The 25,714-nt window shown below is 67.0% G+C and carries 22 protein-coding genes and 1 riboswitch; of the genes, 6 read left to right on the forward strand and 16 right to left on the reverse strand.

All coding sequences use genetic code 11. The features are described 5' to 3' along the window. Nucleotides 1-71: 71 nt before the first annotated feature. Both DVT68_RS17705 and DVT68_RS17710 read right to left on the reverse strand, forming a co-directional pair. Complete coding sequence (locus DVT68_RS17705) at nt 72-2,096, reverse strand: M56 family metallopeptidase (protein WP_114826534.1); 2,025 nt, start codon at nt 2,094-2,096, stop codon at nt 72-74. A gap of 1 nt (nt 2,097) precedes the next feature. Continuing rightward, nucleotides 2,098-2,484, reverse strand: coding sequence for a BlaI/MecI/CopY family transcriptional regulator (locus DVT68_RS17710; protein ID WP_114826535.1), 387 nt, complete (start codon nt 2,482-2,484; stop codon nt 2,098-2,100). A 536-nt stretch (nt 2,485-3,020) separates the two neighbouring features. Here DVT68_RS17710 and DVT68_RS17715 point away from each other — a divergent pair. Beyond that, nucleotides 3,021-3,494 carry a bacteriohemerythrin gene (locus tag DVT68_RS17715; protein ID WP_114826536.1) on the forward strand — a complete coding sequence of 158 codons (474 nt, stop codon included), beginning with the start codon at nt 3,021-3,023 and terminating at the stop codon, nt 3,492-3,494. Nucleotides 3,495-3,497: 3 nt separating this feature from the next. Here DVT68_RS17715 and DVT68_RS17720 read toward each other — a convergent pair whose 3' ends face one another. Continuing rightward, nucleotides 3,498-4,580, reverse strand: coding sequence for an AbrB family transcriptional regulator (locus DVT68_RS17720; protein ID WP_199536132.1), 1,083 nt, complete (start codon nt 4,578-4,580; stop codon nt 3,498-3,500). 133 nt (nt 4,581-4,713) lie between these two features. Here DVT68_RS17720 and DVT68_RS17725 point away from each other — a divergent pair, with 133 nt between their 5' ends. Further along, nucleotides 4,714-5,187 (forward strand): bacteriohemerythrin, encoded by a 474-nt coding sequence (locus DVT68_RS17725; RefSeq protein WP_114826537.1) that lies wholly within the window; start codon nt 4,714-4,716, stop codon nt 5,185-5,187. A gap of 42 nt (nt 5,188-5,229) precedes the next feature. Here the strand turns inward: DVT68_RS17725 and DVT68_RS17730 are convergent, their stop codons facing one another. Continuing rightward, on the reverse strand, nt 5,230-6,189 hold the full coding sequence (locus tag DVT68_RS17730) for a ribonucleotide-diphosphate reductase subunit beta (protein ID WP_199536140.1): 960 nt from the start codon (nt 6,187-6,189) through the stop codon (nt 5,230-5,232). Between the two features lie 102 nt (nt 6,190-6,291). On the opposite strand from DVT68_RS17730, the gene DVT68_RS17735 reads away from it, so the two are divergent. After that, nucleotides 6,292-6,645, forward strand: a complete 354-nt coding sequence (locus DVT68_RS17735; RefSeq protein ID WP_114826538.1) for a four helix bundle protein — start codon at nt 6,292-6,294, stop codon at nt 6,643-6,645. Between the two features lie 43 nt (nt 6,646-6,688). Here DVT68_RS17735 and DVT68_RS17740 read toward each other — a convergent pair whose 3' ends face one another. Next, complete coding sequence (locus tag DVT68_RS17740; protein ID WP_114826539.1) at nt 6,689-9,178, reverse strand: ribonucleoside-diphosphate reductase subunit alpha; 2,490 nt, start codon at nt 9,176-9,178, stop codon at nt 6,689-6,691. Between the two features lie 150 nt (nt 9,179-9,328). Next, a riboswitch (cobalamin riboswitch) is annotated at nt 9,329-9,543 on the reverse strand. A 130-nt stretch (nt 9,544-9,673) separates the two neighbouring features. Beyond that, complete coding sequence (locus DVT68_RS17745) at nt 9,674-10,537, reverse strand: type 1 glutamine amidotransferase domain-containing protein (RefSeq protein ID WP_114826540.1); 864 nt, start codon at nt 10,535-10,537, stop codon at nt 9,674-9,676. Between the two features lie 77 nt (nt 10,538-10,614). Here DVT68_RS17745 and DVT68_RS17750 point away from each other — a divergent pair, with 77 nt between their 5' ends. Then, the gene (locus DVT68_RS17750) at nt 10,615-11,874 is read left to right on the forward strand and encodes a cation:proton antiporter (protein WP_114826541.1); all 1,260 of its coding nucleotides are present in this window, start codon (nt 10,615-10,617) and stop codon (nt 11,872-11,874) included. A gap of 24 nt (nt 11,875-11,898) precedes the next feature. Here DVT68_RS17750 and DVT68_RS17755 read toward each other — a convergent pair whose 3' ends face one another. From DVT68_RS17755 to DVT68_RS17765, 3 genes are all read right to left on the reverse strand, one after another. Then, nucleotides 11,899-13,971 carry a M13 family metallopeptidase gene (locus DVT68_RS17755; RefSeq protein ID WP_114826542.1) on the reverse strand — a complete coding sequence of 691 codons (2,073 nt, stop codon included), beginning with the start codon at nt 13,969-13,971 and terminating at the stop codon, nt 11,899-11,901. Between the two features lie 139 nt (nt 13,972-14,110). Further along, nucleotides 14,111-14,482 (reverse strand): hypothetical protein, encoded by a 372-nt coding sequence (locus DVT68_RS17760; protein WP_233523546.1) that lies wholly within the window; start codon nt 14,480-14,482, stop codon nt 14,111-14,113. A 395-nt stretch (nt 14,483-14,877) separates the two neighbouring features. After that, nucleotides 14,878-15,654: a glutathione S-transferase family protein gene (locus DVT68_RS17765; RefSeq protein WP_233523547.1), complete on the reverse strand. Its 777-nt coding sequence runs from the start codon at nt 15,652-15,654 to the stop codon at nt 14,878-14,880. Here DVT68_RS17765 and DVT68_RS20775 point away from each other — a divergent pair. Further along, nucleotides 15,653-16,024 (forward strand): hypothetical protein, encoded by a 372-nt coding sequence (locus DVT68_RS20775; protein WP_233523548.1) that lies wholly within the window; start codon nt 15,653-15,655, stop codon nt 16,022-16,024. The two genes, DVT68_RS17765 and DVT68_RS20775, sit on opposite strands and share 2 nt — an antisense overlap. Nucleotides 16,025-16,040: 16 nt before the next feature. On the opposite strand, the gene DVT68_RS17775 is transcribed toward DVT68_RS20775, so the two are convergent. Together DVT68_RS17775 and DVT68_RS17780 are read right to left on the reverse strand one after the other, a co-directional pair. Beyond that, entirely contained in the window at nt 16,041-16,373 is a 333-nt protein-coding gene (locus DVT68_RS17775) for a DHCW motif cupin fold protein (RefSeq protein WP_114826544.1), read from the reverse strand. A gap of 124 nt (nt 16,374-16,497) precedes the next feature. Beyond that, on the reverse strand, nt 16,498-17,136 hold the full coding sequence (locus DVT68_RS17780) for a flavin reductase family protein (RefSeq protein WP_114826545.1): 639 nt from the start codon (nt 17,134-17,136) through the stop codon (nt 16,498-16,500). Nucleotides 17,137-17,219: 83 nt separating this feature from the next. Here DVT68_RS17780 and DVT68_RS17785 point away from each other — a divergent pair, with 83 nt between their 5' ends. Next, entirely contained in the window at nt 17,220-17,924 is a 705-nt protein-coding gene (locus DVT68_RS17785; protein ID WP_114826546.1) for an ArsR/SmtB family transcription factor, read from the forward strand. A 6-nt stretch (nt 17,925-17,930) separates the two neighbouring features. On the opposite strand, the gene DVT68_RS17790 is transcribed toward DVT68_RS17785, so the two are convergent. The 5 genes from DVT68_RS17790 to DVT68_RS17810 form a co-directional block, all read right to left on the reverse strand. Next, nucleotides 17,931-19,556, reverse strand: a complete 1,626-nt coding sequence (locus DVT68_RS17790; RefSeq protein ID WP_114826547.1) for a hypothetical protein — start codon at nt 19,554-19,556, stop codon at nt 17,931-17,933. A gap of 73 nt (nt 19,557-19,629) precedes the next feature. Further along, entirely contained in the window at nt 19,630-20,538 is a 909-nt protein-coding gene (locus DVT68_RS17795) for a DUF2167 domain-containing protein (protein WP_114826548.1), read from the reverse strand. A gap of 127 nt (nt 20,539-20,665) precedes the next feature. Further along, nucleotides 20,666-22,060, reverse strand: a complete 1,395-nt coding sequence (locus tag DVT68_RS17800) for a M20/M25/M40 family metallo-hydrolase (RefSeq protein ID WP_114826549.1) — start codon at nt 22,058-22,060, stop codon at nt 20,666-20,668. Nucleotides 22,061-22,177: 117 nt separating this feature from the next. Next, a complete protein-coding gene (dbpA, locus tag DVT68_RS17805) occupies nt 22,178-23,554 on the reverse strand; it encodes an ATP-dependent RNA helicase DbpA (protein WP_114826550.1) in 1,377 nt (458 codons plus the stop codon). A gap of 83 nt (nt 23,555-23,637) precedes the next feature. Further along, a complete protein-coding gene (locus DVT68_RS17810; RefSeq protein ID WP_199536133.1) occupies nt 23,638-25,077 on the reverse strand; it encodes a sugar porter family MFS transporter in 1,440 nt (479 codons plus the stop codon). Nucleotides 25,078-25,714: the final 637 nt, after the last annotated feature.

Below are 25,714 nucleotides of genomic sequence, written 5' to 3' on the forward strand. Positions count from 1 at the left end.
GGCCAGGGCGTTTCAAGGGCGTCATGCCGCGGATGGATCGCCGCGCCGCACGATGCGCGGCGCGGCAGGGTTCAGCGTGCGCCTAGCGGCTGGGCCAGTCCCTTGGCCACGGCTTCATCGAGCAGGTGGTTCATCTGTTGCTGGGCCTGGTTCATGGCCTGCTCCTGCTGGCGGCTGAGGGCCTCCTGCTGCTTGCCCAGCGCTTCCTGCTGCTTGCCCAGGGCTTCCTGCTGGCGCTCGAGTTCGGCGCGCTCGCGATCGATCTCGTCCCGCTGCGCCTGGATCGAGGCACGCTGACCCGCCAGTTGATCGGCGGACTTGCCGAGCGCCGCCTCGCTCTCGATGCGGGCCTCGCGGGTGGCGAGTGCGGCCTCGCGCATGCCGAGCGAGCCCTCGCGCGCGCCGATGCCACCTTGCTGACCACCGATGCGACCCTGTTCGCCGCCAAGCCGGCCTTGCTGCGAGGCCAGTGCAGTGACCGGGGCATAGGCGGCCTTTGCGCGCGCCACGACGGCCTGGTCACGAATCACGTACGACTGGCTACCGCGACGGAACAGCACCAGCGGTCCGCCCTCGCTACGCAGCTTCTGCGCCGTCCTGATGTCCTCGTCGCTGCCGTTGATGGTGACCGTATCGGTGTCGAGCAGGGCGAAGCCGTTGGCGGCGCCGTTATGGGTGTCGATGTGCACGTGGTGCGCCGCGAATCCATCGGTATCCCCCGGCGACGGCGCTGGCGGCGCTGGCGGCGCAGGTGGTGCGGGTGGTGCAGGCGGTGGGGGCGGTGCGGACGGCACCGGAGGCGCCGGCGGGGCCTTGGGCGCCGCTGGCGCCTTGGGTACCGGGGGAATGGCCGGCAGCGGGGTGGCTGCAACCTGCGCGGCCGGCTTCGCCGACACGGCGGGCGAAGGCGTGGCTGCCGGTGTCGTTGGCGCGCCATGCGTGGGCGTGACGGCCGGCGTGGCGGGCGTCGCGCTGGACGCAGCCACGGCGGGCGCCGCGGCGGTCGGCGAGGAACCGTCAGCGGGTTCTGGCCGGGCGTGGGTGACGCGGTAGGGCAACACGCCGATGGCCGCGATCAGCACCACCAGCAGCCAGCTGCGGGCGCGAGAAACCGGATCCTGCGCGCCCAGCTGCAACATCGAGAGGCGACGCTTCAGATTGAGGAAGGTGGGCGAGGCGCCGGCCAGGCCGGCGTGCAACGGATGGGCCACGCCAAGGCGCAACAGCAGCTGCCCGTAAGCCTGCGGCGCGGCATCGTGCTGTTGCAGCACCTGGGCGTCGCAGGCCGCTTCGCGGTGCAGCGCGTATTCGCGCATCGCCCAGTGCACCAACGGGTGGAAGAAGAACAACCGTTGCGCCATCGCCGGCACCCAGCCCATCCACAGATCGCCACGGCGCAAGTGGGTGAGTTCGTGGGCGATCGCCAGCGTGGTTTCCTCGGCCGACAGGGCTTGCTGCGCCGGCAGCAACACGATGGGACGCCACAGGCCGCTCACCTGGGGCGAGGTGACTTCATTGGAGATGCGCAGCTGCGGACAGCGGCGCAGGCCCAGCAACTCCGCCTGTTCCGTGCAGGTGGCCAGCAAGACCCGATCGTCCAGCGGTCGCGCCGCGCGCACCACGGCGCGCGCCTCGCGCCACTGTCTCGTCGCGATGATGAGCTGCGTCAGCACGCCCGCCAGCCACAGCGCCAGCACCACCACTTGCCAGTGCAGCGTGCGCGATGCCGGGGCTGCAGCGGTGGTTTGCACGATGGTCGGCGCGGCCAGCGCATCGCTCGCGGCGGCATGACCCGACGTGCCGAAGCCGGTGATCTCGTGTTCGCTGGCAGACACCGGCGCCGTTTCGACGGGCGCCGTCACCGTGGACATCGTCTGCGGCGGCGCGAGCAACGGCAGCGCAAGCGGCGTCGGCATCGCCACGCCGAGCAGCAACTGCACGCCGAGCAGCCACCACAACAGCGAGCGGGTCGCGGCGGACAGGCGCGGCATTTGCCGGCCGAGCAGCCAGATGGCGCCAATCAGCAGGCTCGCCTGCACCGATGCCCAGGCCAGGCGTGCGACCAGTTCGTTGATCAGGGATACGTAGGCGGTCATCTCAGCTCTCCTTGCGTCGCGACTGCAGCTGCGCCACCAGCGCTTCCAGTTCGGCCAGTTCGGTGTCGCTCACCTGGGCGCGCTCGGACATCCACGCCACGAACGGCGACACCGAGCCGGACAGCGTCTTCTCCACGAACTGTCCCACCGCGCTCCGCATCACCTCGCCGGGACCGGTGGCCGGGCTGTAGCGGTACACGCCATCGACCTGGCGGCGACGCAGGAAGGATTTGCTGCGCAGCCGTTCCATCATGGTCAGCACGGTGGAGCGGGCCAGGCCGCGCGGCTCGCCGAAACCGCCGGCGACCTCGCCGACCGAGGCGTTGCCGTGGTCGGCCAGGTATTGCAGCAGCGCCAGTTCCTGGTCGCCGATCGAAGGCTTGCCCATCTCCACATCCCCGTGACTACAAGTGTAGTCAAGCTACGCCGTGACTACAGATGTAGTCAATAGGTCGTTGGACCTGGGTAACGATGGTTACAACTCATGTTGCGTTGCAACAAACAACGGAGTCCGTTGCGCGCCGTCCTCATCCAGCAGCGCGCATCGGGATGCGCTGACGTACAGCCGCATCCACACGTATCGCTGACCCGCCAGCCAGTCCACGTATCGGCGTCCGCACCCGCAGGTCAGCGTGTTCCCACCGCACCCGAAGACACATGCCGAATGCCGATGCCGGCGATCGTGAGGTGATGTGGCCAACGGTCGCCCTGTGGCGCCGGCCATGCGATGCCCCTCATCCAAGCGGGCGCGACGCGCGGCAACACTGAGGTTGGTGCAGTCCGCATGGCGGAGAAGCCACGCGCGCCGCGAATGCGGTGTAGTGTCGCGACGCGCCTTTTGGCCCGGAGGGCGTTGATGCAGGTCAAGCCTCCGCTCGTGTGTTTGCCCGCCAATGGCCGGACTTACGCACAAGGAGGGTGCACGTGCCCTACATGACCTGGCAAGACGACCTCAACACTGGCATCAAGGTCATCGACAACCAGCACCGCCGCATCGTGGAGATGATCAATCACCTGCACGAGGCGATGAACCACAGCGGCCATCAGGAGCTCAACGACATCCTCGACGAGCTGGTCGATTACACGCTGTCGCATTTCACCTTTGAAGAGTCGTTGATGGAGGACGCCGGCTACGAATTCACCCGCGCGCACAAGCGCGTGCATGAGGTGTTCGTCAAGCGCGTCTCCGAGTACCGCCTGCGCTTCCGTGCCGGCGAGGACATCGGCCAGGAACTGATGCACACGCTGTCGCACTGGTTGTTCAACCACATCCGCAACGACGACAAGGCGATCGTCGACGCCGTGCGTCGCCACATGCAGGACGTGTCCCAGGATGACGGCAGCAGCGGCGGCTGGCTGGCCCGCTCGCTCAAGCGCTTCTTCGGCGGCCGGCACTGACGCTCAGGCGGTTTCCGGCGCGGACTGGGCCCGCGCCGCCACCCAGCGCGCGATGCTGGGCCCCGTGAACACGACCAGCAGGAAGCGCGCGCTCTGCAGCGCCATCACGAATGGCACGTCGACCTTGCTCGAGGCGGCGATGATCGCCACCGAGTCGGCGCCGCCGGGACTCATGGCGAGGTAGGCGGTCAGTGCATCCACGCCGCTGACCGCCATCAGCCCGATCGACAGCAGCGCGCAGATCGCGATCAGCGCGAGGATGGCGCCGATCACGCGTGGCATCGCGTGCAGCGCATAACTGAGGATCTCGCGGGTGAAGCGCAAGCCAATGCCCCAGCCGATCACCGCATAGCTGAGCGCCAGCAGCCACGGCGGCAGGGTCAACTGCAGCCAGCCCATGTCCTGTGCAAGGGCGCCAAGTGCGAGCGGCGTCAGCAATGCGCCCGCAGGGATACGCAATACGTGCCCCAGCGCGGCGCCGCCGAAGGCGAGCAGCAAGGTCGCGGCGAATGGCATTAGCGGTACCGGCGCAAACCACTCGGGCATGGGCGCGTGGCCGTGTCCCAGCGTCACGCGGGCCACGGTAGAGGCCACCAGCGCCACCATCAGCACGCGCAGGTATTGCATGAAGGCGACCAGCCGAACGTCGGCGTCGAACGCTTCGGCCATCAGCACCATGGTCATGGCGGCGCCGGGAAATGAGCCCCAGATCGCCGTCGTTCCGGGCAGCACGCGCCGCCGCGCAAGTATCCAGCCGAGCGCCACGCTGACTGCGATCACCGAGGCCACCGCAGCGACAAACAGCGGCCATTCGCGTGCGGCCTCGCGCAGCAGCGCCGGGCTGAAGCTGCGCGCGATCATGCAGCCGACCAGCGCCTGCGCGCCGAGAAACGGCGCGGGCGACACTGCGAGCCTGCCTTCCATCGCGGCCACGACGATGGCCGCCACCATCGGCCCGATCAACAAGGCGGCTGACACGTGCACCACCTCCAGCACGGCTGCCAGAAGCAGCGACAGTCCGATCAGCAGCGCCCACAGCGGCAGCGGCCGCAGCGCTCGCAGGGATCGGCGGGCTGGCGTCGTCATGGAAGACTCCGGAAGCAGCGGCGGCGAAGCCGGCATTAGACCACACGGCCCAGCGACCATGACCCAGATCATCCCGGCCGTAAGCCGACAACGCTATCTCTTGTGCGGCCATGGATCGCCATAAGGGGGCGGCATGACGACGTTGGAGTGGCGGGAGGATCTCAATACCGGGATCGAGGTGATCGACAACCAGCATCGCCGCATCGTGGCGATCGCCAATGCCTTGCAGGAGGCGCGGGAGAATCACGACCGGCAAGCCGTCGGCGAGGTGCTGGAGGAACTGGTGGACTACACGCTGTCGCACTTCACGTTTGAGGAAGCGCTGATGGAGGACGCCGGCTACGAGTTCGACCGGGCGCACAAGCGGCTGCACGAGATCTTCGTCGCGCACATCCGCCAGTACCAGACACGTTTCCAGGCCGGCGAGGACGTGGCCGACGAGCTGAAGAGAATGCTTTCGCGCTGGCTGTTCCAGCACATCCGCAATGACGACCAGGCCTATGTGGATCTGGTCAAGCGCAACATGCTCAAGCTCACCACCGACACCAGCGAGGGTGGCTGGCTGCAGCTGGCGCTGAAGCGATTCTTTCGGGGGAGGGCGGCCTGAGCCGGCGCCGCGCAGGCATCTCGTGCGCGGCGCCGGCGGGTATCAGAAGGCCATGTCGAAGGCGACTTCGCCCTGCACACCGACCTGGTAGGCCGAGACGCGGCGCTCGAAGAAGTTGGTCACTTCCTGCACGTCCTGCAGGTCCATGAAGTCGAACGGGTTCTTGGCGCCGTACTTCTTGGGCAGGTCGAGCTGGGCCAGACGCTGGTCGGCGCAGTACTCGAGGTACTGACGCATTTCCTTCGCCGACAGACCGGCCACGCCGCCGGACAGCACGTCCTCGGCAAACTGCGTCTCGCAGGCGATGGCGTCTTCGAGCATCTCCTCGATCTGCGTGCGCATTTCCTCGTCGAACAGGTCCGGCTCCTCGGCACGCACGGTACGCACGACGTCGAAGGCGAAGGCCATGTGGCAGCTCTCGTCGCGGAACACCCAGTTGGTGCCCGAGGCCAGGCCGTGCAACAGGCCGCGCGAGCGCAGGAAGTACACGTAGGCGAAGGCGGCGAAGAAGAACAGGCCCTCGATGCAGGCGGCGAAGCAGATCAGGTTGAGCAGGAACTGGCGACGATGTTCGCGCGTCTCCAGCTTCTTGAGGTCCTGCACGGAGTCGATCCACTTGAAGCAGAATTCGCCCTTCTGGCGGATCGACGGAATGTTCTCGATCGCCGCGAACGCCTTGTTGCGTTCGTTCGGATCGGGGATATAGGTGTCGAGCAGGGTGAGGTAGAACTGCACGTGCAGCGCTTCCTCGTACAGCTGGCGCGACAGGTACATGCGCGCTTCGGGCGCGTTGATGTGCTGGTACAGGTTGAGCACCAGGTTGTTCGCCACGATGGTGTCGCCGGTAGCGAAAAACGCGACCAGGCGATGGATCAGGTGGCGGTCCGCATCGCTCATCTTGGAGCGCAGGTCGGTGACGTCGAGCGAGAAGTCCACCTCGTCCACGGTCCAGGTGTTCTTGATCGCGTTGCGATACATCTCGTAGAACTCGGGATAGCGCATCGGGCGCAGGGTGAGTTCGAAGCCGGGATCGAGGATGCGAGGAGTGAGTGAAGAGGAGTGAGAAGTGAGAGAGTTGACTTCGTTACTGACAGAGGAGGTCATGTGCATTACCGGGATACAGTGGTGTGGGGCAAGGCGATGGAGATGGCCTGCGAGATCTATCGTTTGGCGAAGCTGATTCCAGACGAGGAAAGATACGGGTTGCGTAGTCAGATAACGCGTGCGGCGGTGTCAGTGCCAAGCAATATTGCTGAAGGATGGACAAGGGAATCCAAGAAGGAAAAGTCCCAGTTTCTCTCCATTGCCCATGGTTCACTCGCCGAGCTTGAGACTCAATTGACCCTCTGCGAGCGAGTCGGCTGGCTTGCCCTGTCGCAAACAGCTTGCGTAAGGCAGCAAGTGGAGGAAGTGAGCCGAATCCTGACGACCATGCGTCGAAACCAACGAGCGCGATGACCGCTTTCTCTCACTACTCACTTCTCTCCACTCACTCCTGGCTTTACTGGCACGCCTCGCAATACTCCGGATTTTCCAGCGAGCAGAACACCGCCGCCGTCGCCTGCTCTTGATCCGCCACCGGCGCCGGTTTCGCAACAGGCGCTGCGGACACCGTGGTCTTGGCAATCTTGGTAGCCGGGCGCGAGCGCAGGTAGTAGGTGGTCTTGATGCCGGACTTCCATGCGTACATGTACATGGAGCTGAGCTGGCCGATGTTCGGGTTTTCCATGAACAGGTTCAGCGACTGGCTCTGGTCGATGTACGCGCCGCGCGCGGCGCCCAGGTCGATCAAGGCCTTCTGCGGCAGTTCCCACACCGTGCGATAGATGGTGCGCAGGCGTTCGGGAATCGCGCTGATGCCCTGGATCGAGCCTTCGGCCAGCTTGATGGCGTCGCGGATCTCGCTGGTCCACAGGCCCAGCGTTTTCAGCTCTTCCACCAGATAGCGGTTCACCACCAGGAAGTCACCGGACAGCGTCTCGCGCTTGAACAGGTTGCTCACCTGCGGCTCGATGCACTCGTAGCAGCCCGCGATGGAGGCGATGGTGGCGGTCGGCGCGATCGCGATCAGCAGCGAGTTGCGCAGGCCCTTGGCCTTGATCGACTCGCGCAGGTCATCCCAGCGCGCCTTGTCGGTCGGCTTCGCGTTCGACCAGTAGTCGAACTGCAGCTCGCCGTTGGCGGCGCGGCTTTCGGCAAAGCCCGGATGCGGTCCATGCTCGGCGGCCAGTTCGTTCGACTGCCACAGCGCGTTGTAATAGATCTCCTCGGCGATGCGCGTGGACAGCGTCAGCGCTTCGGCCGAATCGAACGGCAGGCGAAGCTTGAAGAAGACGTCCTGCAGGCCCATCACGCCCAGGCCGACCGGACGCCACTTGTTGTTGGCGACCTTGGCGGTGTCGATCGGATAGAAGTTCAGGTCGATCACGCGATCAAGCTGGCGCACTGCGGTGCGCACCGTAGCGGCGAGCTTGTCGAAGTCGAAACGGCCATCCACGACATGGCGCGACAGGTTCACCGAGCCCAGGTTGCACACCGCCGTTTCCTCGGCATTGGTGACTTCGAGGATTTCGGTGCACAGGTTGGACAGGTGAATGACGTTTTCCGGCTTCGCCGTCTGGTTGCTGGTGGCGTTGCTTCGGTCCTTGAAGGTCATCCAGCCGTTGCCGGTCTGCGCCAGCGTGCGCAGCATGCGGGCATAGAGCTCGCGCGCCTTCACCTTCTTGGTGGCCAGGCCGGCGGCTTCCGCTTCACGGTAAGCCTTCTCGAACGTCTCGCCCCAGCTGTCGACGAAGTGCGGCACGATCTTGGGATCGAACAGCGACCACTCGCCGTCGGTTTCCACGCGACGCATGAATTCGTCGGGGATCCAGTTGGCCAGGTTGAGGTTGTGCGTCCGGCGGGCTTCGTCGCCGGTGTTGTCGCGCAACTCGAGGAACTCCTCGATGTCGCCGTGCCACGGCTCCAGGTACACGCAGGCCGCGCCCTTGCGCTTGCCGCCCTGGTTCACCGCCGCGACGGAGGCGTCCAGCGTCTTCAGCCACGGCACCAGGCCGTTGGAGTGGCCGTTGGTGCCCTTGATCAGCGAGCCGCGCGAACGCACGCGCGAGTACGCCAGGCCGATGCCGCCGGCGAACTTGCTGAGCTTGGCCACGTCGCCGTACTTCTCGTAGATCGACTCCAGCGAGTCGGCCGGCGAGTCGAGCAGGAAGCAGGAGCTGAGCTGCTCGTGCGCGGTGCCCGCGTTGAACAGCGTCGGCGAGCTGGCGATGTATTCCAGCGAGGACAACAGGCGGTACAGCTCCAGCGTTTCGCCGATCTCGCTGCCGCCCAGCGCGCAGGCGATGCGCATGAAAAAGTGCTGCGGCGTCTCGATGACCTTGCGCAACTGCGGGTGGCGCAGCAGGTAGCGGTCATACACGGTGCGCAGGCCAAAGTACTCGAAGCGGCGCGTGGCGAGCGGGTCGATCGCGTCGTTGAGTTTGCGCGCGTTGGTCGACACGAAGTCGCGCAGTCGCTCGTTGAGGATGCCCAGCTCCGCGCCGCGCGCGATGGACTGGGAGAAGCTCTGGATTTCCTGGCCGCTCACTTCCTTGTCGATGAACGCGCCCAGCAGGCGGGCGGCGAGCTGGCCGTATTCCGGCTCCTCGGCCGTGAGGGCGGCCGCGGTGCGGATGGACAGCTGGTCCAGTTCCTGCGTGGTGGCGCCGTCGTACAGGCCGCCGATGGTCTTGAGCGCCACGCGCATCGGGTCCACCGCATGCAGGCCTTCGCTGCTGCGGGTCACGGCGCGGACGATCTTGTTCACGTCCACCACTTCCTGGCGGCCGTTGCGCTTGGTCACGCGCATCTGGCCCGGGTTGTGCGGCGGGGTCAGCGCGAACGGCGTGTCCGTGCGCGGGGTCTCCGCCACGACAGTTTCGGCAGAGAAAGCGGGGGCGTCGCCGCGCTCGTCGTCACGTTCGCGGCCGGTGGTATCGATAGGTTGCATGGCGACTTCGCTCCAAGCGTGGTCATCAACCGCCTGCTCCCGCGCGCAGGGCTGAAGAGATGCACTTCCACGGACGGTCGATCAGCAGGGCTTGAGGCCCCGCGCATCGACGCACTTCCCCGCGGAAGCCGTCATCTCGCATCGTGGCGCTCAGGCCACGACGTGTCGGCAGGTCTTCGGACTTGCGGACGACGGGTCTTGCGACCCGACCTACTCGCTCCCGCTTCCCAGCCGCTGAGGGCCAGTGCGTTGTTGGCTTTCGTTTCCGCTTACCGCTGCGGGGCAGTTCCGGATTCCCACCGGATTCCCTATTAAGCCAGTCCGACCGTGGGTCTGAGAGTGGCGCCGACGCGGCACAACATATCGGGCCGATCCGGGTCGGTCAACCCAACAGATTGTGGATTGCGCGTGGATAAAAATCGAAAATCCGAGGCGCGGGACGGGCTTAGAACGGATTAGGAAAATTTCTGGGGGATCGCGGGGCGGGGACGCAGCTTAGCCGTCCAGCCCCTCCAGCGCGGCGACAAACTGGCGGGCGAAGCGGTGCACGTCGCCGGGCCAGCGGGCGGAAACATAATTGCCGTCGCGCACCACGAAGGCCGGCGTGTCGTCAGTGTCGCTGTCTCGCGTGAGACCGCCGGTCTTGCGCCAGTGATGAGGCGCTTCGCGTGGCACATCGAGAAAGTCGTCGGGGCGAGCCAGCGCGCGCGTCACTTCCTGCTGCACCGACATGTAGCCGGCCGGCTGGCCGGGGCCGTCGGGGTAGGTGCGGTAGTAGTCCGGGTCCCAGAAGCGGGTGATGCGGGTGAGCGACCAGGCGGATTTCTCCAGCGCCCAGGTCAGTCCGGTGGTCCGCCGGCCGTGCAGGACGGAACGCCCGTCTGGCCCAAGGCTGCGCGCCACCAGCACCACGCCGTGGCAGATCGCCGCCACCGGTCGGTTCGCCGCGAAGCACGCAGTCACGACCGACTGCAGCAGGGGGCTTTCCAGGTATTCGCGCATGCCGCGGGCCCGATGCCCACCCGGCAACAGCAGGCCATCGAACTGCGACGGGTCGATGGCATCCCAGCGCAGTGGTGACCTGAAAGCCACGTCCTCGATCATCGCAGCGTAGTCACGTCGCGCAACCGCATTCGCCCGCAACAGACGTCCAAACGCGGTGAGCTTGCGAAGGCCCGGTACGCAGCCCCACGGATCGAGCTCCTCGCCGCTGAGCATGAGCGGATCGGCCGCCGACGGCTGGCCGTCGGGTGTGGCGAAACTCACGCGATGACCAGCCTGGATGAGGATGCGCCAGGGCACGGCGGCTTCGCTGGGGTCAAAGTCGCGACGGGGTAGCGGAACGAGGACATGGGCCATGGCGAAAGTGTAGCGATGGTTGCGCTATCACTACATCGCCATGCAAGCTGCGGATTCGACCTGAGAGGGTGTCCGCGATGGGCCATCCGCTGTTGCTCGTCCAGTTGCTCGTGATCATCGTGGCCGCGCGCCTGATGGCGTGGGCGTTGCGCTGGCTCGGCCAGCCGGCCGTGGTGGGCGAGATGATCGCCGGCCTCGCGCTGGGGCCGCTGGTGTTTGGCGCGCTGGCGCCGTCCTGGCAGGCGCAGCTGTTTCCCGCGGACAGTCTTGGCAACCTGCAGAGCCTCAGCACGCTCGGGCTGGTGCTGTTCATGACGGTGGTGGGCGCGGAACTGCGCATTCCACAGGGTTCGCGGGTGTTGCGGCCCGCGGGCTGGATCGGTGGACTGGCGTGTGCGCTACCGGCCTTGCTCGCGCTCGGCATCGCGCCGTGGTTGTACGGTGCTTACGCACCCGCCGGCGTGGCGTACTGGCCGTTTGCATTGTTTCTGGCAACGGCCTGCGCGATCACCGCGCTGCCGGTGATGGCGCGCATCGTGAAGGAACGGCGTCTTACCGACACCACGCCTGGCCGCCTGGGACTTGCCGCCGCCGCCGTCGCCGACGTGTTTGCCTGGGTGGCCCTGGCTTTTGTGGTCGCTCTGATCAGCGCGCGCGGCAGTTGGTGGCCGTTCTTGCGCACGATAGGCGGACTGCTGGGGCTGCTAGCCGTGGCCTGGCTGGTGTTGCGACCGTTGTGCGCTCGGCTGCTCGCACGGCATGCACCGGACGGACAGACCCGCGGCGCCGTGCTCGCCTTCCTGCTGGCGGGCGCGTTCGGTTGTGCGGCGGTCACCGAATGGCTGGGCCTGCACGCGGTGTTCGGCGCGTTCCTGTTCGGCGTGTGCCTGCCACGCGATGATCGCTTGCTGCATGGACTGATCGAGCGGGTCGAGCACGTCACCCTGGCCGCGTTCCTGCCCGTGGTCTTCGTGCTCGCCGGCCTGAGCACCACCGCCGAGCTGCTGAGCGCTGACGCCGCGCTCGCCCTGACGCTGGTGCTGCTGGTGGCCATTGGCGGCAAGCTGATCGGCGGCGCCCTGGGCGCCCGCGTGGCGGGTCAGGGTTGGCGCGACAGCCTGGCCATCGGTTCGCTCATGAATGCGCGAGGCCTGATGGAGCTCATCGTGATCAAGGTGGGCCTCGACGCGGGCGTGATCACCCCCGCGATGTTCACCATCCTGCTGGTGATGGCCATCCTCACCACCATGATGACGACGCCGATGGTGATGGCGCTGGAGTCGCGAGGCGCAGCAGCAGTGAGCGAAGCAAGCGGGATGAGCGGTACCGACGCCTGAGCGCCGGTACCGCATGGCATTGCATCACCAGATGCGCACGCGCTCCTCGGGCGACAGGTAGAGCTTGTCGCCGGCCTTCACGCCGAACGCCTCGTACCACCCGTCGATATTGCGCACCGGTCCGTTGACTCGGAACGTGCGGGGGGAGTGCGGGTCGCTGGTGACCTGGCGGCGGATGGCGTCGTCGGTGAGCTTGCCGCGCCAGGCCTGCGCCCAGCCGAGGAACACGCGCTGGTCGCCGGTGAGGCCGTCGATCACGGGCGCCGGCTTGCCGTGCAGCGAGGCGTGGTAGGCGTCCAGCGCCAGGGTGAGGCCGCCGAGGTCGGCAATGTTCTCGCCCATGGTCAGGTTGCCGTTGATGTGCACGCCGGGCAGTGGTTCGAAGGCGTCGTACTGGGCGCCGAGCTTTTTCGCGCGCTCGTCGAAAGCCTTCGCGTCCGCAGGCGTCCACCAGTCGCGCAGGTTGCCGTCGGCGTCGATCTTGCGGCCTTCGTCGTCGAAGCCGTGGGTCAGCTCATGGCCGATGACGCCACCAATGGCGCCGTAGTTGATGGCCGGATCCGCATTCGGATCAAAGATCGGCGGCTGCAGGATGGCGGCGGGAAACACGATGTCGCGCAGCGACCCGTTGTAGGCGTCGTTGGTCTGCGGCGTCATCGACCAGTCGCTGCGGTCCACCGGACCGCCGAGGCGATTGAGGTAGAACGCGTAGTCGGCCTGGGCGGCGTGCAGCACGTTGCCGACCAGGTCGTCGCTGCGCATCGTCACGTTCGCGTAGTCGCGCGGGTGATCGGGGTAGCCGACCTTGATGGTGTAGGTATCGAGTTTGCGCAGGGCCTGTTCGCGAGTCTTCGGCCCCATCCAGTCGAGCTTCTCGATGCGCGCGTGGTAGGCCGCCTTGAGGTTGGCCACCAGCGCTTCGATCTTGGCCTTCGACGAGGCCGGGAAGTAGCGGGTGGTGTAGAGCTGCCCCACGCCCCAGCCCAGGTTGCCGAAGCAGGCAAGGCGCTCGCCGGTGCCGCAATCGCCGCCGGACACCGCGTGCACCGCGCGCTTCCAGCGCGCTTCCTGCTGCTGCTGGCCGGTGAGCGTCTTGGCGTGCAGGCCGAAGTAGGCATCCTGGAAGGGCTTGGACAGGTAATACGCCGCGTTGTCGGCGACGCGTGCCGCCTGCCAGGCCTGGATGGTGGCGACTGGCGTCCTCGCGTACACCTCTGCAAGCCGGGGGAAGGCCGTCTTCTCGGCCACCACGACGCGCTTGAGGTCGCCCAGCTGCGCGGCCTTCAGGTAACCGGCCCAGTCAAAGCCGGGCGTCAGCTTCTGCAGGTCGGCGATGCTCATGGGGTTGTACGTGGCCACCGGGTCGCGCTGCTCGACCTTGCTCCAGCTGGCCTGTGCGATCTCCGTTTCGAACGCCACCACGTCCTTGGCGGCGGCCTCCGGCTGCGGCCAGCCCGCCAGGGTGAGCAGCTGGGTCACATAGGCCTGGTAGGCGGCCTTCTGCTTGGCGAATTCGGGCTTGAGGTAATAGTCGCGGTCGGGCAGGCCGAGACCGGCCTGGGTGAGGTAGATCGCGTAGTGGCTGGTGTCCTTGAGGTCGACGTCCATCACGGTGTCGAACAGGGCGCCTTCGAAGTCGACATTGGTGCGGCCCATCAGGGCCGCCTGCGCATCGCGGGTGGTGGCTTGCCGCACGGCGTCGAGCTGCGGCGCGATGGGCTTGGCGCCCAGCGCGTCGACACGCGCCTCGTCCATGTAGGAGCGGTAGAACGCGCCCACCTTGCCCTCGAGCGTCGTCGGCGCTTCGTTGCCGTTCGCCGATGCTTCCATCAGCGCGTGCAGGCGCTGCTCGGTGAGGTCGGTCATGGCGAGTCGAAGGCTGACCGCCGGTTTGTCGGGCGGAATGGGCGTGTGGTCCAGCCAGGCGCCGTTGGCGTAGCGGAAGAAGTTGTCTCCCGGCTTCGTCGCCGGGTCCGCGCCGGCCTGATCGAAGCCCCAGCTGCCGTATTGGGGTTTGCCCGTCGTCGGGTCGGCGGCCTGAGCCGAGCCGACCATCAGCGCTGCCGCGCACGCCACTACCAGGATCCTGCTCACCATATGCCCTCCCGCCATGATTGAGTCGTGTGCTGATGCTCGCATGCTGGCGTCACCTTGCGAGTGCCGGAAGTGGTACGGCCCTGAAACGCAAACGGCCCGGCGTGGGCCGGGCCGTTCGTGCCGCCAGGGCGGGGAAAGCTCAGCCTGCCTTGCCGTCCTTGCGCTGCTTGTGGATGCGCTTGCTGTCCTGGTTCAGCGACTTGTTGAGGTTCTTATCTTCCTGCTTGGTCAGGTGGCCACCGTGCTCGGCTTCGTCACGGCTTTCGCGCGCGGCGATGTTGGAGTCCTGCTTCTCGTCACGCGCGGCCTGCTTGGCGTTGAGCTGGCCGTCGGCCACGCCAGCCTGGATGCGGTCCTGCTGGTTCTCCAGGCGCTGGTTCACTTCGGAGACGCGCGGGTGGCCGGGGACGTCCTGCGGCGACGTGGACTGGGCCATGGCGCCCGCGCTCGCGAGCACAGCGGCCATCGAAAAGGCGATAAGGCTGAAACGCGAGGTCATCTTGCTCTGCATGGCTTGGATCCTTTGCGGCGATGGTTGATCAGTGGGGTGAGCTCGCCCCCGGGAGTCGCGCCCCGCGTCGGCTGGCTGGTGTCCCCTGTCGCCTCCCGGTAGTCGGGAGGCTCATGGCGGAAAACGGAAGGTACCGAAGTGGGTTGACCCTCGCGACAACGGATTTCCGGTTTCGTTCAGCGGCCAGTGAGCCTCGTGTTAGCTTTGCGTTTGACGCGTCAGCCTGCTGTCAGTGAGTGACAGTTTGGCGTCAGATTTGGACGTCCATTCGATGCACCAAGAGTCCGGGTGTTGGCCGGGTGGAGGAGGGGCGGCACGGTGGGCGCACGTCGCCCGCCCGGCGCCATTTTCGCTGGGCGTGGTGGGTCCCGCCGTGCCCTCGTGCGGTTGAAAGGCTAGGCGGCGGCGCTCTCGCGCGGCACCAGGTGCAGGTACGGCTGTGCTTCGTTCAACACGCGCGCGAACGATGGCCGCTGCATCAGTCGCAGCAGGTAGGCGGCGCAGTGCGGGCGCCCCTCGTCCAGCGGTATCACCAGGTTGGCGTAGAACAGTGCCGGCGAAGCGGCGCAGTCGGCCATGCTGTAACTGTCGCCAATCGCCCAGGTGCGTGTGGCCATGTCGCGCTCGAGCAGGTCGAGTGCAACGCGCAGTTTGTCGCGCGCCTGCGCGACGCCGTAGTGGTCGTGCTGGCCGCTGGGTCGGAGGCGGTCGGTGATGACCTTCTGCATCGGCTCGCTGACGTACAGGTCGAAGAAGCGGTCGCGCAGCCGCGCTTCGCGCGCAAGATCGGGATCGGTTGGCACGAGCTTCACCGGGCCGGGATAGTGCTGATCGAGGTACTCGATGACGATGCTGGACTCGGGCACCAGCGCGTCGCGCGCATCGTCGTGCAGCACGGGAAACTTGCCGATTGGCCATAGCCGATAGAAGGCCTCGCGCGCCTCGGCATCACCGAGATCCACTAGGTGTGCCGTGAATGGCGTGTCGTTCTCGTACAGCGCGATCAGTGGCTTGTGGCAAAACGCGGCGAGCGGGTGCATGTAGAGCGTGAGTGACATGGATGGGGTCCGTGGCTGGCGATCGGGGTGGGGCATGGCGTAGCCGGCCGGGTTGTCCGCGGCGATTTCGCCCTGCTTGCCAGTGCGACGAACGGGATGGTCGGATTTCGACATGAGCCTTCGCCTTGCCGTTCACACCTCTACGCTAAAGTCGGTCGCCACCACCGGCAGCCCGGGAGGGTCGACCATGCGCGCGCCAGCAGGTTCCGTCGTTGGATTGTGCTCCGCCTCGGCTACGCTCTGCGCGATGGGCATGGCCTTTCTCGCCTACTGGGGCGTGCACGAGGCGACGCCGTGGCGCGCGGTGGACGTACTGATCGTGCTGCTGGCCTTCACCGGGTTCGCCGCGCTGGCCTCGGTGCCATGGATCGTCACCACGCCCGTACCCGAGGAGAGCGCCGAGCGCGTCGGGGCGGCGCGGCGCGCCTTTGCGTTGGGCATCGCCGCGATCTGGCTGGCGGCGGTGCTGGCGCTGGTCCTCTAGCGCTGCATCGTGCGGGTCAGTCGACAATGAACAGGCGCGCGCCGGTCGGTGTCGAGGAACGATGGGCCGCATCGCCGAAGTCGGACACCTGATAGCTCATGCCCGCATGCAGCACGAAGCGGCGGCCATCCTTCAGCTCGGTGTGCAGCTCGCCCTCCAGCACGTAGAGCACGTGCCCCCGGTCGCACCAGTGGTCGGCCAGATAGCCGGGTGAATAGTCCACCACGCGCACGCGCAAGTCCCCGACCTGGAACGTGCGCCAGAGCGCCTCGCCCGACTCGCCGGGATGGCGGGTGACGGGAAGGCCAGCCCAGTCGGTCACAGTGAAGAGAAGAGTGGGAATCTGCATGGCCTCGCTTCCTGCGGAATGGGTAAGGTCGGGCGGTCGCGCCGGAATTCGTGACGGAATCGGGCTCCGGATGCTAGCACCGGCTCCTCGCGTCATGACATCTCACAACATCGCGGCGGGCGATTCACACCTCGGCCTTGAAGGTGCGGCCATGCGCGGCGCCGCGGCCCACGTAGTGACGGAACAGGTAGAACAGCGGCAGGTAACGTTGCGGATCGATGTGCTGCGTGCCGGGCGCCACCACCTCGTCGTGCGCGTGCACGTGCAGCACTTCCAGTTCGGCCATCACGTAGCCGCCGGCGCCATCGCGCCACGCCTCCAGCGGACGCTCGATGGCCAGCAGCAGGCGCGCTTCCAGTTGCAGCGGGCACTCCGCGATGCGTGGCGCGCCCACGCCGAGCGACGGCAGCGCATGCAGTCCGGCCAGCGAGAATTTGTCCGTCTCGTGGCGATAGCCGATCGCCCGTTTCCAATCGGGTACTGGCGCGGCTCCGGTGGTGGGCGCCATGCGTTCGACCGCTTCGTGCAGGTCTTCGCCGGCAAGGTTGAGCACGCACTCGCCCTCGCGTTGCAGGTTGGCCAGTCCCTGGCCGCCGCCGGCCAGGCCGATCACCACTCGATTGGCCAGCGCCCAGGCCGAGGACATCGGCGTGATGTTGGTGGAGCCGTCGGGATTGCGCGTGGTGATCAGCACCACCGGCGTGCCGAAGTACAGGATCGATGGGTGGATGACGCGGGAGTCGGGAGCGCGGTAGATGTCCATGGCGACAGTTTGGTCACCGCAACGGGCCGATGTTTCGGCGCGTAACGAAGTATCGATCACGAACGCGGCGCTAGACTGCCCCCATGAACGATGCCATCTCGCCCAGCCGCTACCAGCTCGCCGAGATCGGCGCACTGCTGGCTGAGCCGGCGCGCGCTGCGATGTTGCTGACGCTGATCGACGGCACCGCGCGTCCCGCCGGTGAGCTGGCGCGCGCCGCTGGCGTCGGCGCGGCCACCGGCAGCGCCCATCTCAAGCGCCTGCTGGAAGGCGGCCTGCTTGCGGTGCACGAGCAAGGCCGCCATCGCTACTACCGGCTGGCCAACGACGACGTGGCCGCGTTGCTGGAGGCGCTGGCCCTGCCGCGTACCCGCCCGACGCTGCCCACGCCCGCCGGCGGCGACCGCGCGCTGCGCATCGCGCGCACCTGTTACAGCCATCTCGCCGGTCGCCTCGGCGTCGGCCTGTGCGACGCGATGCTCGCGCGCGGCTTCCTGCTTGCCGCCAGCGATGGCTTGCGCCTGCAGCGCACGGGCGCCGACGCACTGATCGACGCCGGCTTGGCCGAGGCGCCGGTGCACGCGCTGCTGCCGCTGAGCGGGCGCGGTTGCCTGGACTGGACGGAGCGGCGCTTGCACCTGGGCGGTCCGCTTGGCGTGTCGCTGGCGCACGCGCTGCTGGAGGCGGGCTGGCTGCGTCGGCGCACGGGCAGTCGCGCCTTGCAGCCCAGCGATGATGGCTTGCGGCGCTTCGCCCAGCTGGGCGTCCGGCTGGATGGCGACGGCTGAACCGGCTCAGTCGCTTCCCGCGAACAGGCGGCGCAAGGCCATGTCGCTTTCCAGGGGCGACAGACCGAGCAACCCGTCGAGCAACGCAATCTGCTGGCGGCACAGCTGCGGGTGGTAGTTGGCGCCGGAGGTGACTGGCGTGGCCTGTTCCACGCCGGCGCGCACCTGGGACAGCGCGCGCTCACCCAGCGCGGCGTTGATGGTGATCGCCCGCGAAGGATCGTTGTCGGTCAGCAGATGCAGGTAGCTTTCGCCATTGGCCTGGTAGACGGCGTCGGTCTCGTGGGCACTCTGAAAGCCGACGCCGCTCAGGTAGCGGCCGCAGGCGTCGGCGGAGACGCGGTCACGGATGCGGTTGAGCAGAGCCCGACGTTCCATCGCGAAGCGCCGCACGTGGTCCGCGGTCACCGTGCGCATGGCCGCGCTGCGGGCGGCGTGCAGCGCGCGCCAGGTCGAGGTGTTGTAATCGGCCATGCGTTGCGTCTGGTCCGGTTCCTGTTCGATGCGCAGGTCGCGAGCGACCCATGCGTCGTAGATCGCCGGCCATTGCTGGCGGATCAGCGCCAGCGCCTGGCCCATCGCCCGGCTGTGGTCGTGCTGGTTGAAGCTGTACAGGAACTGCTCGGTGCGCCATTGCGCGGCGTTGACCACGCGATCATCCAGGCGCAGGCCGGTGATGATGTGGTTGGCGAACAGTGAGTCGGCATTGGGCGCGTAGTAGTCGTCGCCTTGCTTGGCGAACGCCAGCCGAATGAAGTCCGGCGAGGCGCCCAAGGCGGACAGCAGCGTCATGAAGTGCGCCTGCTCGTCCCCGACCATCTGTTTTGACGCGCCGGAGTCGATCATCGAGCGCATCTGGTGAAAGCCCAGCGTGCCGTGTGCGGAAACGATGCGCTCGGCCGCGCCGATGAAGGCCAGCGTGCAGGCGCTGACGCAGGCGTGATCCACCTCGACGCCGATGGACGGATGCGCAGCGAGGTAATCGTGCAGTTGCAGCCCATTGCCGACATCGCCGCCCAGGCTGTCCAGCACCAGTCGATGGATTTGCGGATGCGCGGTGAAGGCGTCGGCGATGGCGTCGGCATAACCCACGCCGATGTTGCCGCGGGCGAGGATGGCGGCGCCGGAGGGATCGGGCGCGATGGTGAAGTTGCTGAGCCGGCGTTGCTCGGCTGCGCCATGCGCGATCTTCTGCAGCGTGGTGATTTCGCCGGGCAACTTGCCCACGGCGCCAAGGATGGTGAGCACCATCAGGATGTTGACCGGCACGGCCCACTTGCTGCCGCTGGCCGCGGCAGAGCGCAGGATGCCCACCACCTGCCACACCGAGACGGCCAGGCGCATCGCCATCCAACTGGCGGAGAGCACCAGGCCCTGGGTGAGCGACAGGTGTTGTTCCCTGAGCAAGGCCAGCATCATCGTTTCAATGAACAGCAGCGCCAGGCCCAGCAGTACGCCGTTGCACCAGTACGAATACGCGAGCGGCAGCTCGCCCCTCCAGTGCGCCACGATGTAGCCGGATTCGCGCCGCGGCGGCGGTGGCGTGCGGGGTGGCAGCTCAGGGGGCAGCATGCGGTCCCAGCTCGGCTCGATGCGTTCGTCGCGCCGTGGCGGAAGTTCCATGTGGGTCATCGCGCGTGCTCCGTGGTGGGACGGACCGACTGCTTGCGAAGAGCGGCGCACTGCACGCGCCGCGACTGGGCTTTCAGGCCTGCTTGCGCTTGAACAGGCGTGAGATCGCGCCGCCGATCGCCGCCACGCCGAGCACGATGAACTTCTTCAGGGCCAGCAGGATCACGCCGAGCTTGGCGAACAGGCCGGCCTTGGCGGCGATGCCGCCCGCTACCAGCGCGGCGATGCCGTAGGCCGCCAGCTTGTCCCTGCCAGGCTGGTAGTCGGCATAGCGCTCGCCGGGGTCGAACTCGGCCAGCGCCACCACTTGCGGCATGTCCGCGCGAACCTGGGACAGCGCGCCGATCGGCGCCACCGCATTGAGCGACAGGTAGCCCTTGCGGCCCAGCACGCGGATCGCATAGTTGAGTGTGTGTCCCGCGTCGGCGCCGTCGGCGCGGGTGAACTTCAGGTCGCGCGCCCAGTACAGCTTGTGGCTGGCGGCGTCGTAATGCGGTGGCTCGGCCCAGCCCATCAGTTCGATGGCGGGGTAGCCGTCCTTCAGGCGCTCGTCGTTGCTGTCCTTCGTGGCCTGCTTGAGGTCCTTCAGCATGTCGTCGTAGTCGACCTTGGCCGCATCGCCGTCAGACACGTGGCCCTCGTCGACGAAGGTCACCACCACCGCCCAGCGATGGCCGTTGAGCAAGCTGTGCGGATCACTGCCGGGCAGGATCATGCCCAGCACCGTGTCGTCCGGCGGGTTGCCCCACAGTTGGGTCACGACACGCTGGGCGTCCTTCGCGGGAAGGAAGCTGTAGACGTCGGTGAGTTTGAGCGTGGCCTGCGCGCTTGGCAGGGCTACGGTTCCGGTAAGTGGATGCAGCGAGTCGACCAGCGCCACCGCCGCCGCGTGGCGGTCGGTGACAGGAACCGCTTGCAGCGGCGCGGCAAAGCTCAGGGCAGCCAGCAGTCCGAGCGCCGGCAGCAGCGTCTTGCGAAACATGACATTCCCCCTGGAGATCATCCGTGGCGCCGCATCCCTCCCGATGCGGCCACGGCGCCCGTTGGGGCGCCGTGGTGGTGCGATCTTATCGCCAGGCAGGGGGATCTGCGGAAGGGGGCTCCGCCGATCAGGGCGACTTGGGCGCCGGCGAGCGTTCGAAGCTGCCGGCGTCGCCCGGAAACACCACCGGGCTCTCGTAACCGTCGGCCGAAACCGCCGAGACGCCGAAGAACCAGTCGTCGATCACCACGTCCTTGATCACCGCCTGGTCCACATCGCCCACGGCGCGGCTGTACTGCCACTGCGGCGCGGTGGTGTCGCGCCAGTGCACCACGTAGCCGGCGGCGCCCGGCGTCTTTTTCCACTTCACGGTGGTGTCGGTGGCCAGGGCGCCCTCGGTGCTCACTCCGCTCGGCGGGGCCGGCGCGCGGCTCAACGCGGCCATGGTGATCGTGTTGAGCGCGGTGACGTGGGCGAGGTAACGGAAATCCACGCCGTCGATGGTGTCGCCGTACTTGATGCCCCGATCTTGATCAGTATGCCCAGTGCGCAGGTCCTGGTGCTGGCGCGTGTAGTCCTCGTGACCCTCGGTGACGCGCACGGCCGGGTAGCCCGCCTCGAGGAACGGCACCTGGTCGCCACCACGGCTGTAGCGGTCGGTGCGGTAGACCATGTGCACGCGGAAGTCGGGCAGGTAGGTCGAGGCGAGCTGTTCCATGTAGCGCGCGATGTTGCGCGAGGGCGAATCCACTTCGCCGCCGTGATAGGCGCGGTACTTCGCCTGTTCGGGCGTCTCGTTGGTCTTGGTGCCTTCGGAGAAAACACGCACCGTGAGGTTGTCGATCACGCCGTTCTGGCCGTGGCTGTTGCCCACGATGTCGTTGTTGAGATCCGTCTCCACCTTCCAGCCCTGCGCCACGGCGTAGTCGGCCAGCACCTTGCCGCCGTACAGGCCCTGCTCTTCGCCCGACAGCGCGGCGAACACCAGGGTGGCGCCGTTGTCCTGCTTCGACAGCAGGCGCGCCGCCTCGATCAGCGCAGCCACGCCGGAGGCGTCGTCGTTGGCGCCAGGCGCGTCGCTGGTGGCGTTCATCACGTCGGTGACGCGCGAGTCCAGGTGGCCGGTCATCACGATCACGCGCTGGGGGTCGGTCTTGCCGCGCTTGATCGCCACCACGTCCATCACCTCGGTGGGCTGCGGCACACGCTTGCCGGTGAACACTTGCGACGGCGTCACCACTTCGATGCAGCCGCCGCACTCCTTGGAGATCTGCTCGAAACGCGACTTGACCCAGCGGCGCGCGGCGCCGATGCCACGCGTGTCGGACTGGGTGTCCGACAGCGTGTGGCGGGTGCCAAAGCTGATCAGCTTCTCGATGGTGGCGTGCAACTCCGCCTCGCTGGGAGCGGTGGACAAGGCCAGCAGCGAGGGCTGCTCGCGCGGCTGCGCGGGCACGTCGGCGGCCTGGGCGGCGACGGTAGTGGCGATCAGGGCGGCAAGGCAGAGGGTACGGCGTGACACGGGCTGGATCCTGGGGTCGGTGAGTACCGCACCTTACTACGCGGTTTGGACGTCCGGGATGGGTCGTTGGTTGGGCTGCAAAGCCCAGCCCGCCGCTGTAGGGCCGTGCGCCGTGGCTCAGTGCAGCGCGCGAACCCTGAAATTGCGCCCCTTGATGCGGCCCGCGCGCAGGCGTTCCAGCGCCTTGTTCGCAAGATCTCGCCGGATCGCCACATAGGCGCGCGTCGCGAACACGTCGATCTTGCCGATGTCCTTCGCGTCGAGCCCCGCATCGCCGGTCAGCGCGCCCAGGATGTCGCCCGGGCGCAGCTTGTCCTGGCGGCCGGCGTCGATCACCACGGTCTTCATGGGCGCGAGATTGAGCTGCTTGCCCCGCGGCGCGGACAGCTTCAACGGATGCCAGGGCAGCGGCTGGCCGAGCTGGTCCTCGATGTTGAGCGCCTTGGGCCTCTCGCGCGGGGTGACCAGGGTGAGGGCCAGGCCCGCTTCGCCGGCACGGCCGGTGCGGCCAATGCGGTGCGTATGGGTATCCGGGTCGTGCGCGATGTCGTAGCTCACCACCAGCGGCAGCGCGCTGATGTCCAGGCCACGCGCAGCCACGTCGGTGGCGACCAGGATCGAGCAACTGCGGTTGGCGAACTGCACCAGCACCTCGTCGCGATCGCGCTGCTCCATGTCGCCGTGCAGAGCCAGCGCGGAGAAGCCGCGCTTGTCCAGTTCCTCGGCCACTGCATCGACATCCTTGCGCATGTTGCAGAACACCAGCGCGTGCTGAGCGTGTTCCTTGCCGAGCAACTGCGCGAGCGCGTCCAGCTTCTGCGCTGGCTCCACTTCGTGGAAGCGCTGCTCGATGGTGGACTCCTCGTGCGGCGCCTCCACCGTCACTTCCACCGGCTCGCGCTGCATGCGCTTGCTGACCTGACGGATCTCTTCCGCATAGGTCGCTGAGAAGAGCAGCGTCTGATGGTGCTTGGCGATGCGCCCGACGATGTCGTCAATGGCCTCGCTGAAGCCCATGTCCAGCATGCGGTCGGCCTCGTCCAGCACCAGCACCTTGATGCCACCGCCGTGCAGGCTGCCGCGCTTGAGATGCTCCTGAACTCGCCCCGGCGTGCCGACCACGATGTGCGGGTCATGCGTGAGCGAGGCCAGCTGCGGGCCCAGAGGCATGCCGCCGCACAGCGTCAGCAGCTTCACATTCGGGGTGTTGGCGGCCAGCTTGCGGATCGCCTTGCTGACCTGGTCGGCCAGTTCGCGCGTGGGACACAGCACCAGCGCCTGCAGCCGGATGGTCTCCACTTCCAGCTGCTGCAGCAGGGCCAGGCCGAAGGCGGCGGTCTTGCCGCTGCCGGTGCGGGCCTGCGCGATCACGTCGCGGCCTTCCAGCATCGGTGGCAGGCTGAGCGCCTGCACGGGGGTCATCTCGGTATAGCCGAGGGTCTCCACGCTGGCGAGCAGCGCGGGTTTAAGCGGGAGCGTGCGGAAATCGGTCATGCGCCATGATCGCATGGCGGATGGTGAGGAATGGGTAGTGGCGTGCATCGACGCGCCCCCGCTACCCATTCCTTACTACTGATTTACCCCTGCATTTCCTCCAGCTCCATGCCCTTGGTCTCACGCACCGCCTTCAGCACGAAGACCAGCGAGAGCAGGGCGAACGTCGCGTACAGGCCATACGCAAAGGCCAGGCCCACCTCGGCCAGCGCCGGGAAGCTGCTGGTGATGACAAAATTGGCCAGCCATTGCGCTGACGCCGCCACCGCCAGCGCAATGGCGCGGATGCGGTTCGGGAACATCTCACCGAGCAGCACCCACACCATCGGGCCCCAGCTGAGGCCGAAGCAGACCACGTAGGCGTTGGCGGAAACCAGGGCGACCATGTTCCATGGCGCCGGCAGGATCAGGTTGGCGCCGCTGCCGGTGGCCTGCGAAAAGCACAAGGCCATCAGGCCGAGCGTGACGGTCATGCCCGCCGAGCCGATCACCAGCAGCGGCTTGCGGCCGATGCGATCCACCAGCGCGATCGCCACCAGCGTCACCAGCACGTTCACGATCGAGGTGGCCACTGTGATGGAGAACGAGTCCGTCTCGCTGAAGCCCACCGAATGCCACAGCGTGGACGAGTAGTAAAAGATGACATTGATGCCCACGAACTGCTGGAACACTGACAGCAGGATGCCGATCCACACCACCGGCAGCAGGCCCAGGCGCGGGCCGCGCAGGTCCTTCAGGGTCGGGCGGTATTCGGAATGCAGGCTGTCCTGGATGTCCTTGACCTTGGCGTTCAGCGCGTCCTCGCCGTGCATGTCCAGCACCTGGCGCAGCACGTCGTGCGCTTCGGCCAGCCGGCCCTTCGCCACCAGATGGCGCGGCGACTCCGGCACGCCCAGCACCAGTGAGCCATAGATCAGCGCAGGCACCACGGCGACCAGGAACATCCAGCGCCACGCGGCCAGGCCCATCCACAGCGGCTGCGCAGCGCCGCCGGCGCTACCCGCCAGCCACGCATCACTCAGCAGCGCGGCGAAGATGCCGAGCACGATCGCCAATTGCTGCAGCGAGCCCAGCCGACCACGCACCGACGCCGGGGAAATTTCCGCGATATAGGTGGGCGCAATCACCGAGGCCATGCCCACGCCGATGCCGCCGACCAGACGCCAGAACACCAGGCTGGCCACGCCGGAGACAAGGCCTGAGCCCAGCGCGCTCAGTGCAAGGAACAGCGCCGCCACCTGCATGCTGCGCACACGACCGAAGCGGTCCGCCAACGGGCCGGCATACCACGCGCCCACCGCCGAACCGAGCAGCGCGCACGACACCGCAAAGCCGATCTGCGCCGCGCCCAGCCCAAAATTGCCGCGCACCGCATCCACCGCCCCGTTGATCACCGCAGTGTCGAAACCAAACAGGAAACCGCCAAGGGCGGCCGCGGCTGCAATCAGCACCACGCGCGCAGTGGCCCGCTGGCCCATGTCATCGACGGCGTTGGCCGGCGTCGAAGGTGAATTCAAATTCATCGCCTCTCCCCAAGTCAGAGTCCGGCGATTCTGCGCTGGCAGTGCCGGCCGATCGAAGTGAATACGTATGCACTAGAGACCGGCCGATGTCGAGTCGTCGCATCGCAAAATGGAATGGTGCAGGTGCGTCGAGCCTCTTTTGGCTCGTCATCTCGGCGAAAGCGGGGATCCAGTGACTTTGGGCGCCCGGAGATGGTGCGATGCGGCAGGAAGGGGCCGTTTGCGGCGTGGGCAGGTTGAGCATCGTCGGAAGCCTGGCCCCTGACCACCGTGAAGGTGGCAATGCCACCGTGAAGGTGGCAATGCCCAACCCTCTCCCCGGAAGGGAGAGGGAGCAAGAAGTGGAGCGCGCGGTACATGGCTTTAAGTCCTCAGTACGACGACGCCCCGCGGTGTGGCCGCTGTCCGCGAGGTAGCACGCGACGAATTTGGCTAGCCTCAGTCATCCGGGCTTGTATGCCATGCAGCGCTGCGCCCCCTCTCCGCCACGGCGCGTTGCGGCGTAGCCGCTATCCGTGAGGTACCACGGCACCGATCCGACTGGCCTCAGTCGGCCAAGCTTGTATCCGGCATATCGCTACGAGCCTGTCAGGCCATTTCTTTGGGTTACTTTTCTTTGGGCCAGCAAAGAAAAGTG

Source organism: Dyella solisilvae (assembly GCF_003351225.1).
In the GTDB taxonomy this organism is placed as follows: Bacteria; Pseudomonadota; Gammaproteobacteria; order Xanthomonadales; family Rhodanobacteraceae; genus Dyella; species Dyella solisilvae.

Bases quoted from the DNA above. Each gene is read 5' to 3' on its own strand.
- DVT68_RS17705 (WP_114826534.1), bottom strand. From the start codon at position 2,096: ATGACCGCCTACGTATCCCTGATCAACGAACTGGTCGCACGCCTGGCC.
- DVT68_RS17710 (WP_114826535.1), bottom strand. From the start codon at position 2,484: ATGGGCAAGCCTTCGATCGGCGACCAGGAACTGGCGCTGCTGCAATAC.
- DVT68_RS17720 (WP_199536132.1), bottom strand. From the start codon at position 4,580: ATGACGACGCCAGCCCGCCGATCCCTGCGAGCGCTGCGGCCGCTGCCG.
- DVT68_RS17725 (WP_114826537.1), top strand. From the start codon at position 4,714: ATGACGACGTTGGAGTGGCGGGAGGATCTCAATACCGGGATCGAGGTG.
- DVT68_RS17730 (WP_199536140.1), bottom strand. From the start codon at position 6,189: ATGCGCTATCCCGAGTTCTACGAGATGTATCGCAACGCGATCAAGAAC.
- DVT68_RS17740 (WP_114826539.1), bottom strand. From the start codon at position 9,178: ATGCAACCTATCGATACCACCGGCCGCGAACGTGACGACGAGCGCGGC.
- DVT68_RS17745 (WP_114826540.1), bottom strand. From the start codon at position 10,537: ATGGCCCATGTCCTCGTTCCGCTACCCCGTCGCGACTTTGACCCCAGC.
- DVT68_RS17750 (WP_114826541.1), top strand. From the start codon at position 10,615: ATGGGCCATCCGCTGTTGCTCGTCCAGTTGCTCGTGATCATCGTGGCC.
- DVT68_RS17755 (WP_114826542.1), bottom strand. From the start codon at position 13,971: ATGGTGAGCAGGATCCTGGTAGTGGCGTGCGCGGCAGCGCTGATGGTC.
- DVT68_RS17760 (WP_233523546.1), bottom strand. From the start codon at position 14,482: ATGCAGAGCAAGATGACCTCGCGTTTCAGCCTTATCGCCTTTTCGATG.
- DVT68_RS20775 (WP_233523548.1), top strand. From the start codon at position 15,653: ATGAGCCTTCGCCTTGCCGTTCACACCTCTACGCTAAAGTCGGTCGCC.
- DVT68_RS17765 (WP_233523547.1), bottom strand. From the start codon at position 15,654: ATGTCGAAATCCGACCATCCCGTTCGTCGCACTGGCAAGCAGGGCGAA.
- DVT68_RS17775 (WP_114826544.1), bottom strand. From the start codon at position 16,373: ATGCAGATTCCCACTCTTCTCTTCACTGTGACCGACTGGGCTGGCCTT.
- DVT68_RS17780 (WP_114826545.1), bottom strand. From the start codon at position 17,136: ATGGACATCTACCGCGCTCCCGACTCCCGCGTCATCCACCCATCGATC.
- DVT68_RS17785 (WP_114826546.1), top strand. From the start codon at position 17,220: ATGAACGATGCCATCTCGCCCAGCCGCTACCAGCTCGCCGAGATCGGC.
- DVT68_RS17790 (WP_114826547.1), bottom strand. From the start codon at position 19,556: ATGACCCACATGGAACTTCCGCCACGGCGCGACGAACGCATCGAGCCG.
- DVT68_RS17795 (WP_114826548.1), bottom strand. From the start codon at position 20,538: ATGTTTCGCAAGACGCTGCTGCCGGCGCTCGGACTGCTGGCTGCCCTG.
- dbpA (WP_114826550.1), bottom strand. From the start codon at position 23,554: ATGACCGATTTCCGCACGCTCCCGCTTAAACCCGCGCTGCTCGCCAGC.
- DVT68_RS17810 (WP_199536133.1), bottom strand. From the start codon at position 25,077: ATGAATTTGAATTCACCTTCGACGCCGGCCAACGCCGTCGATGACATG.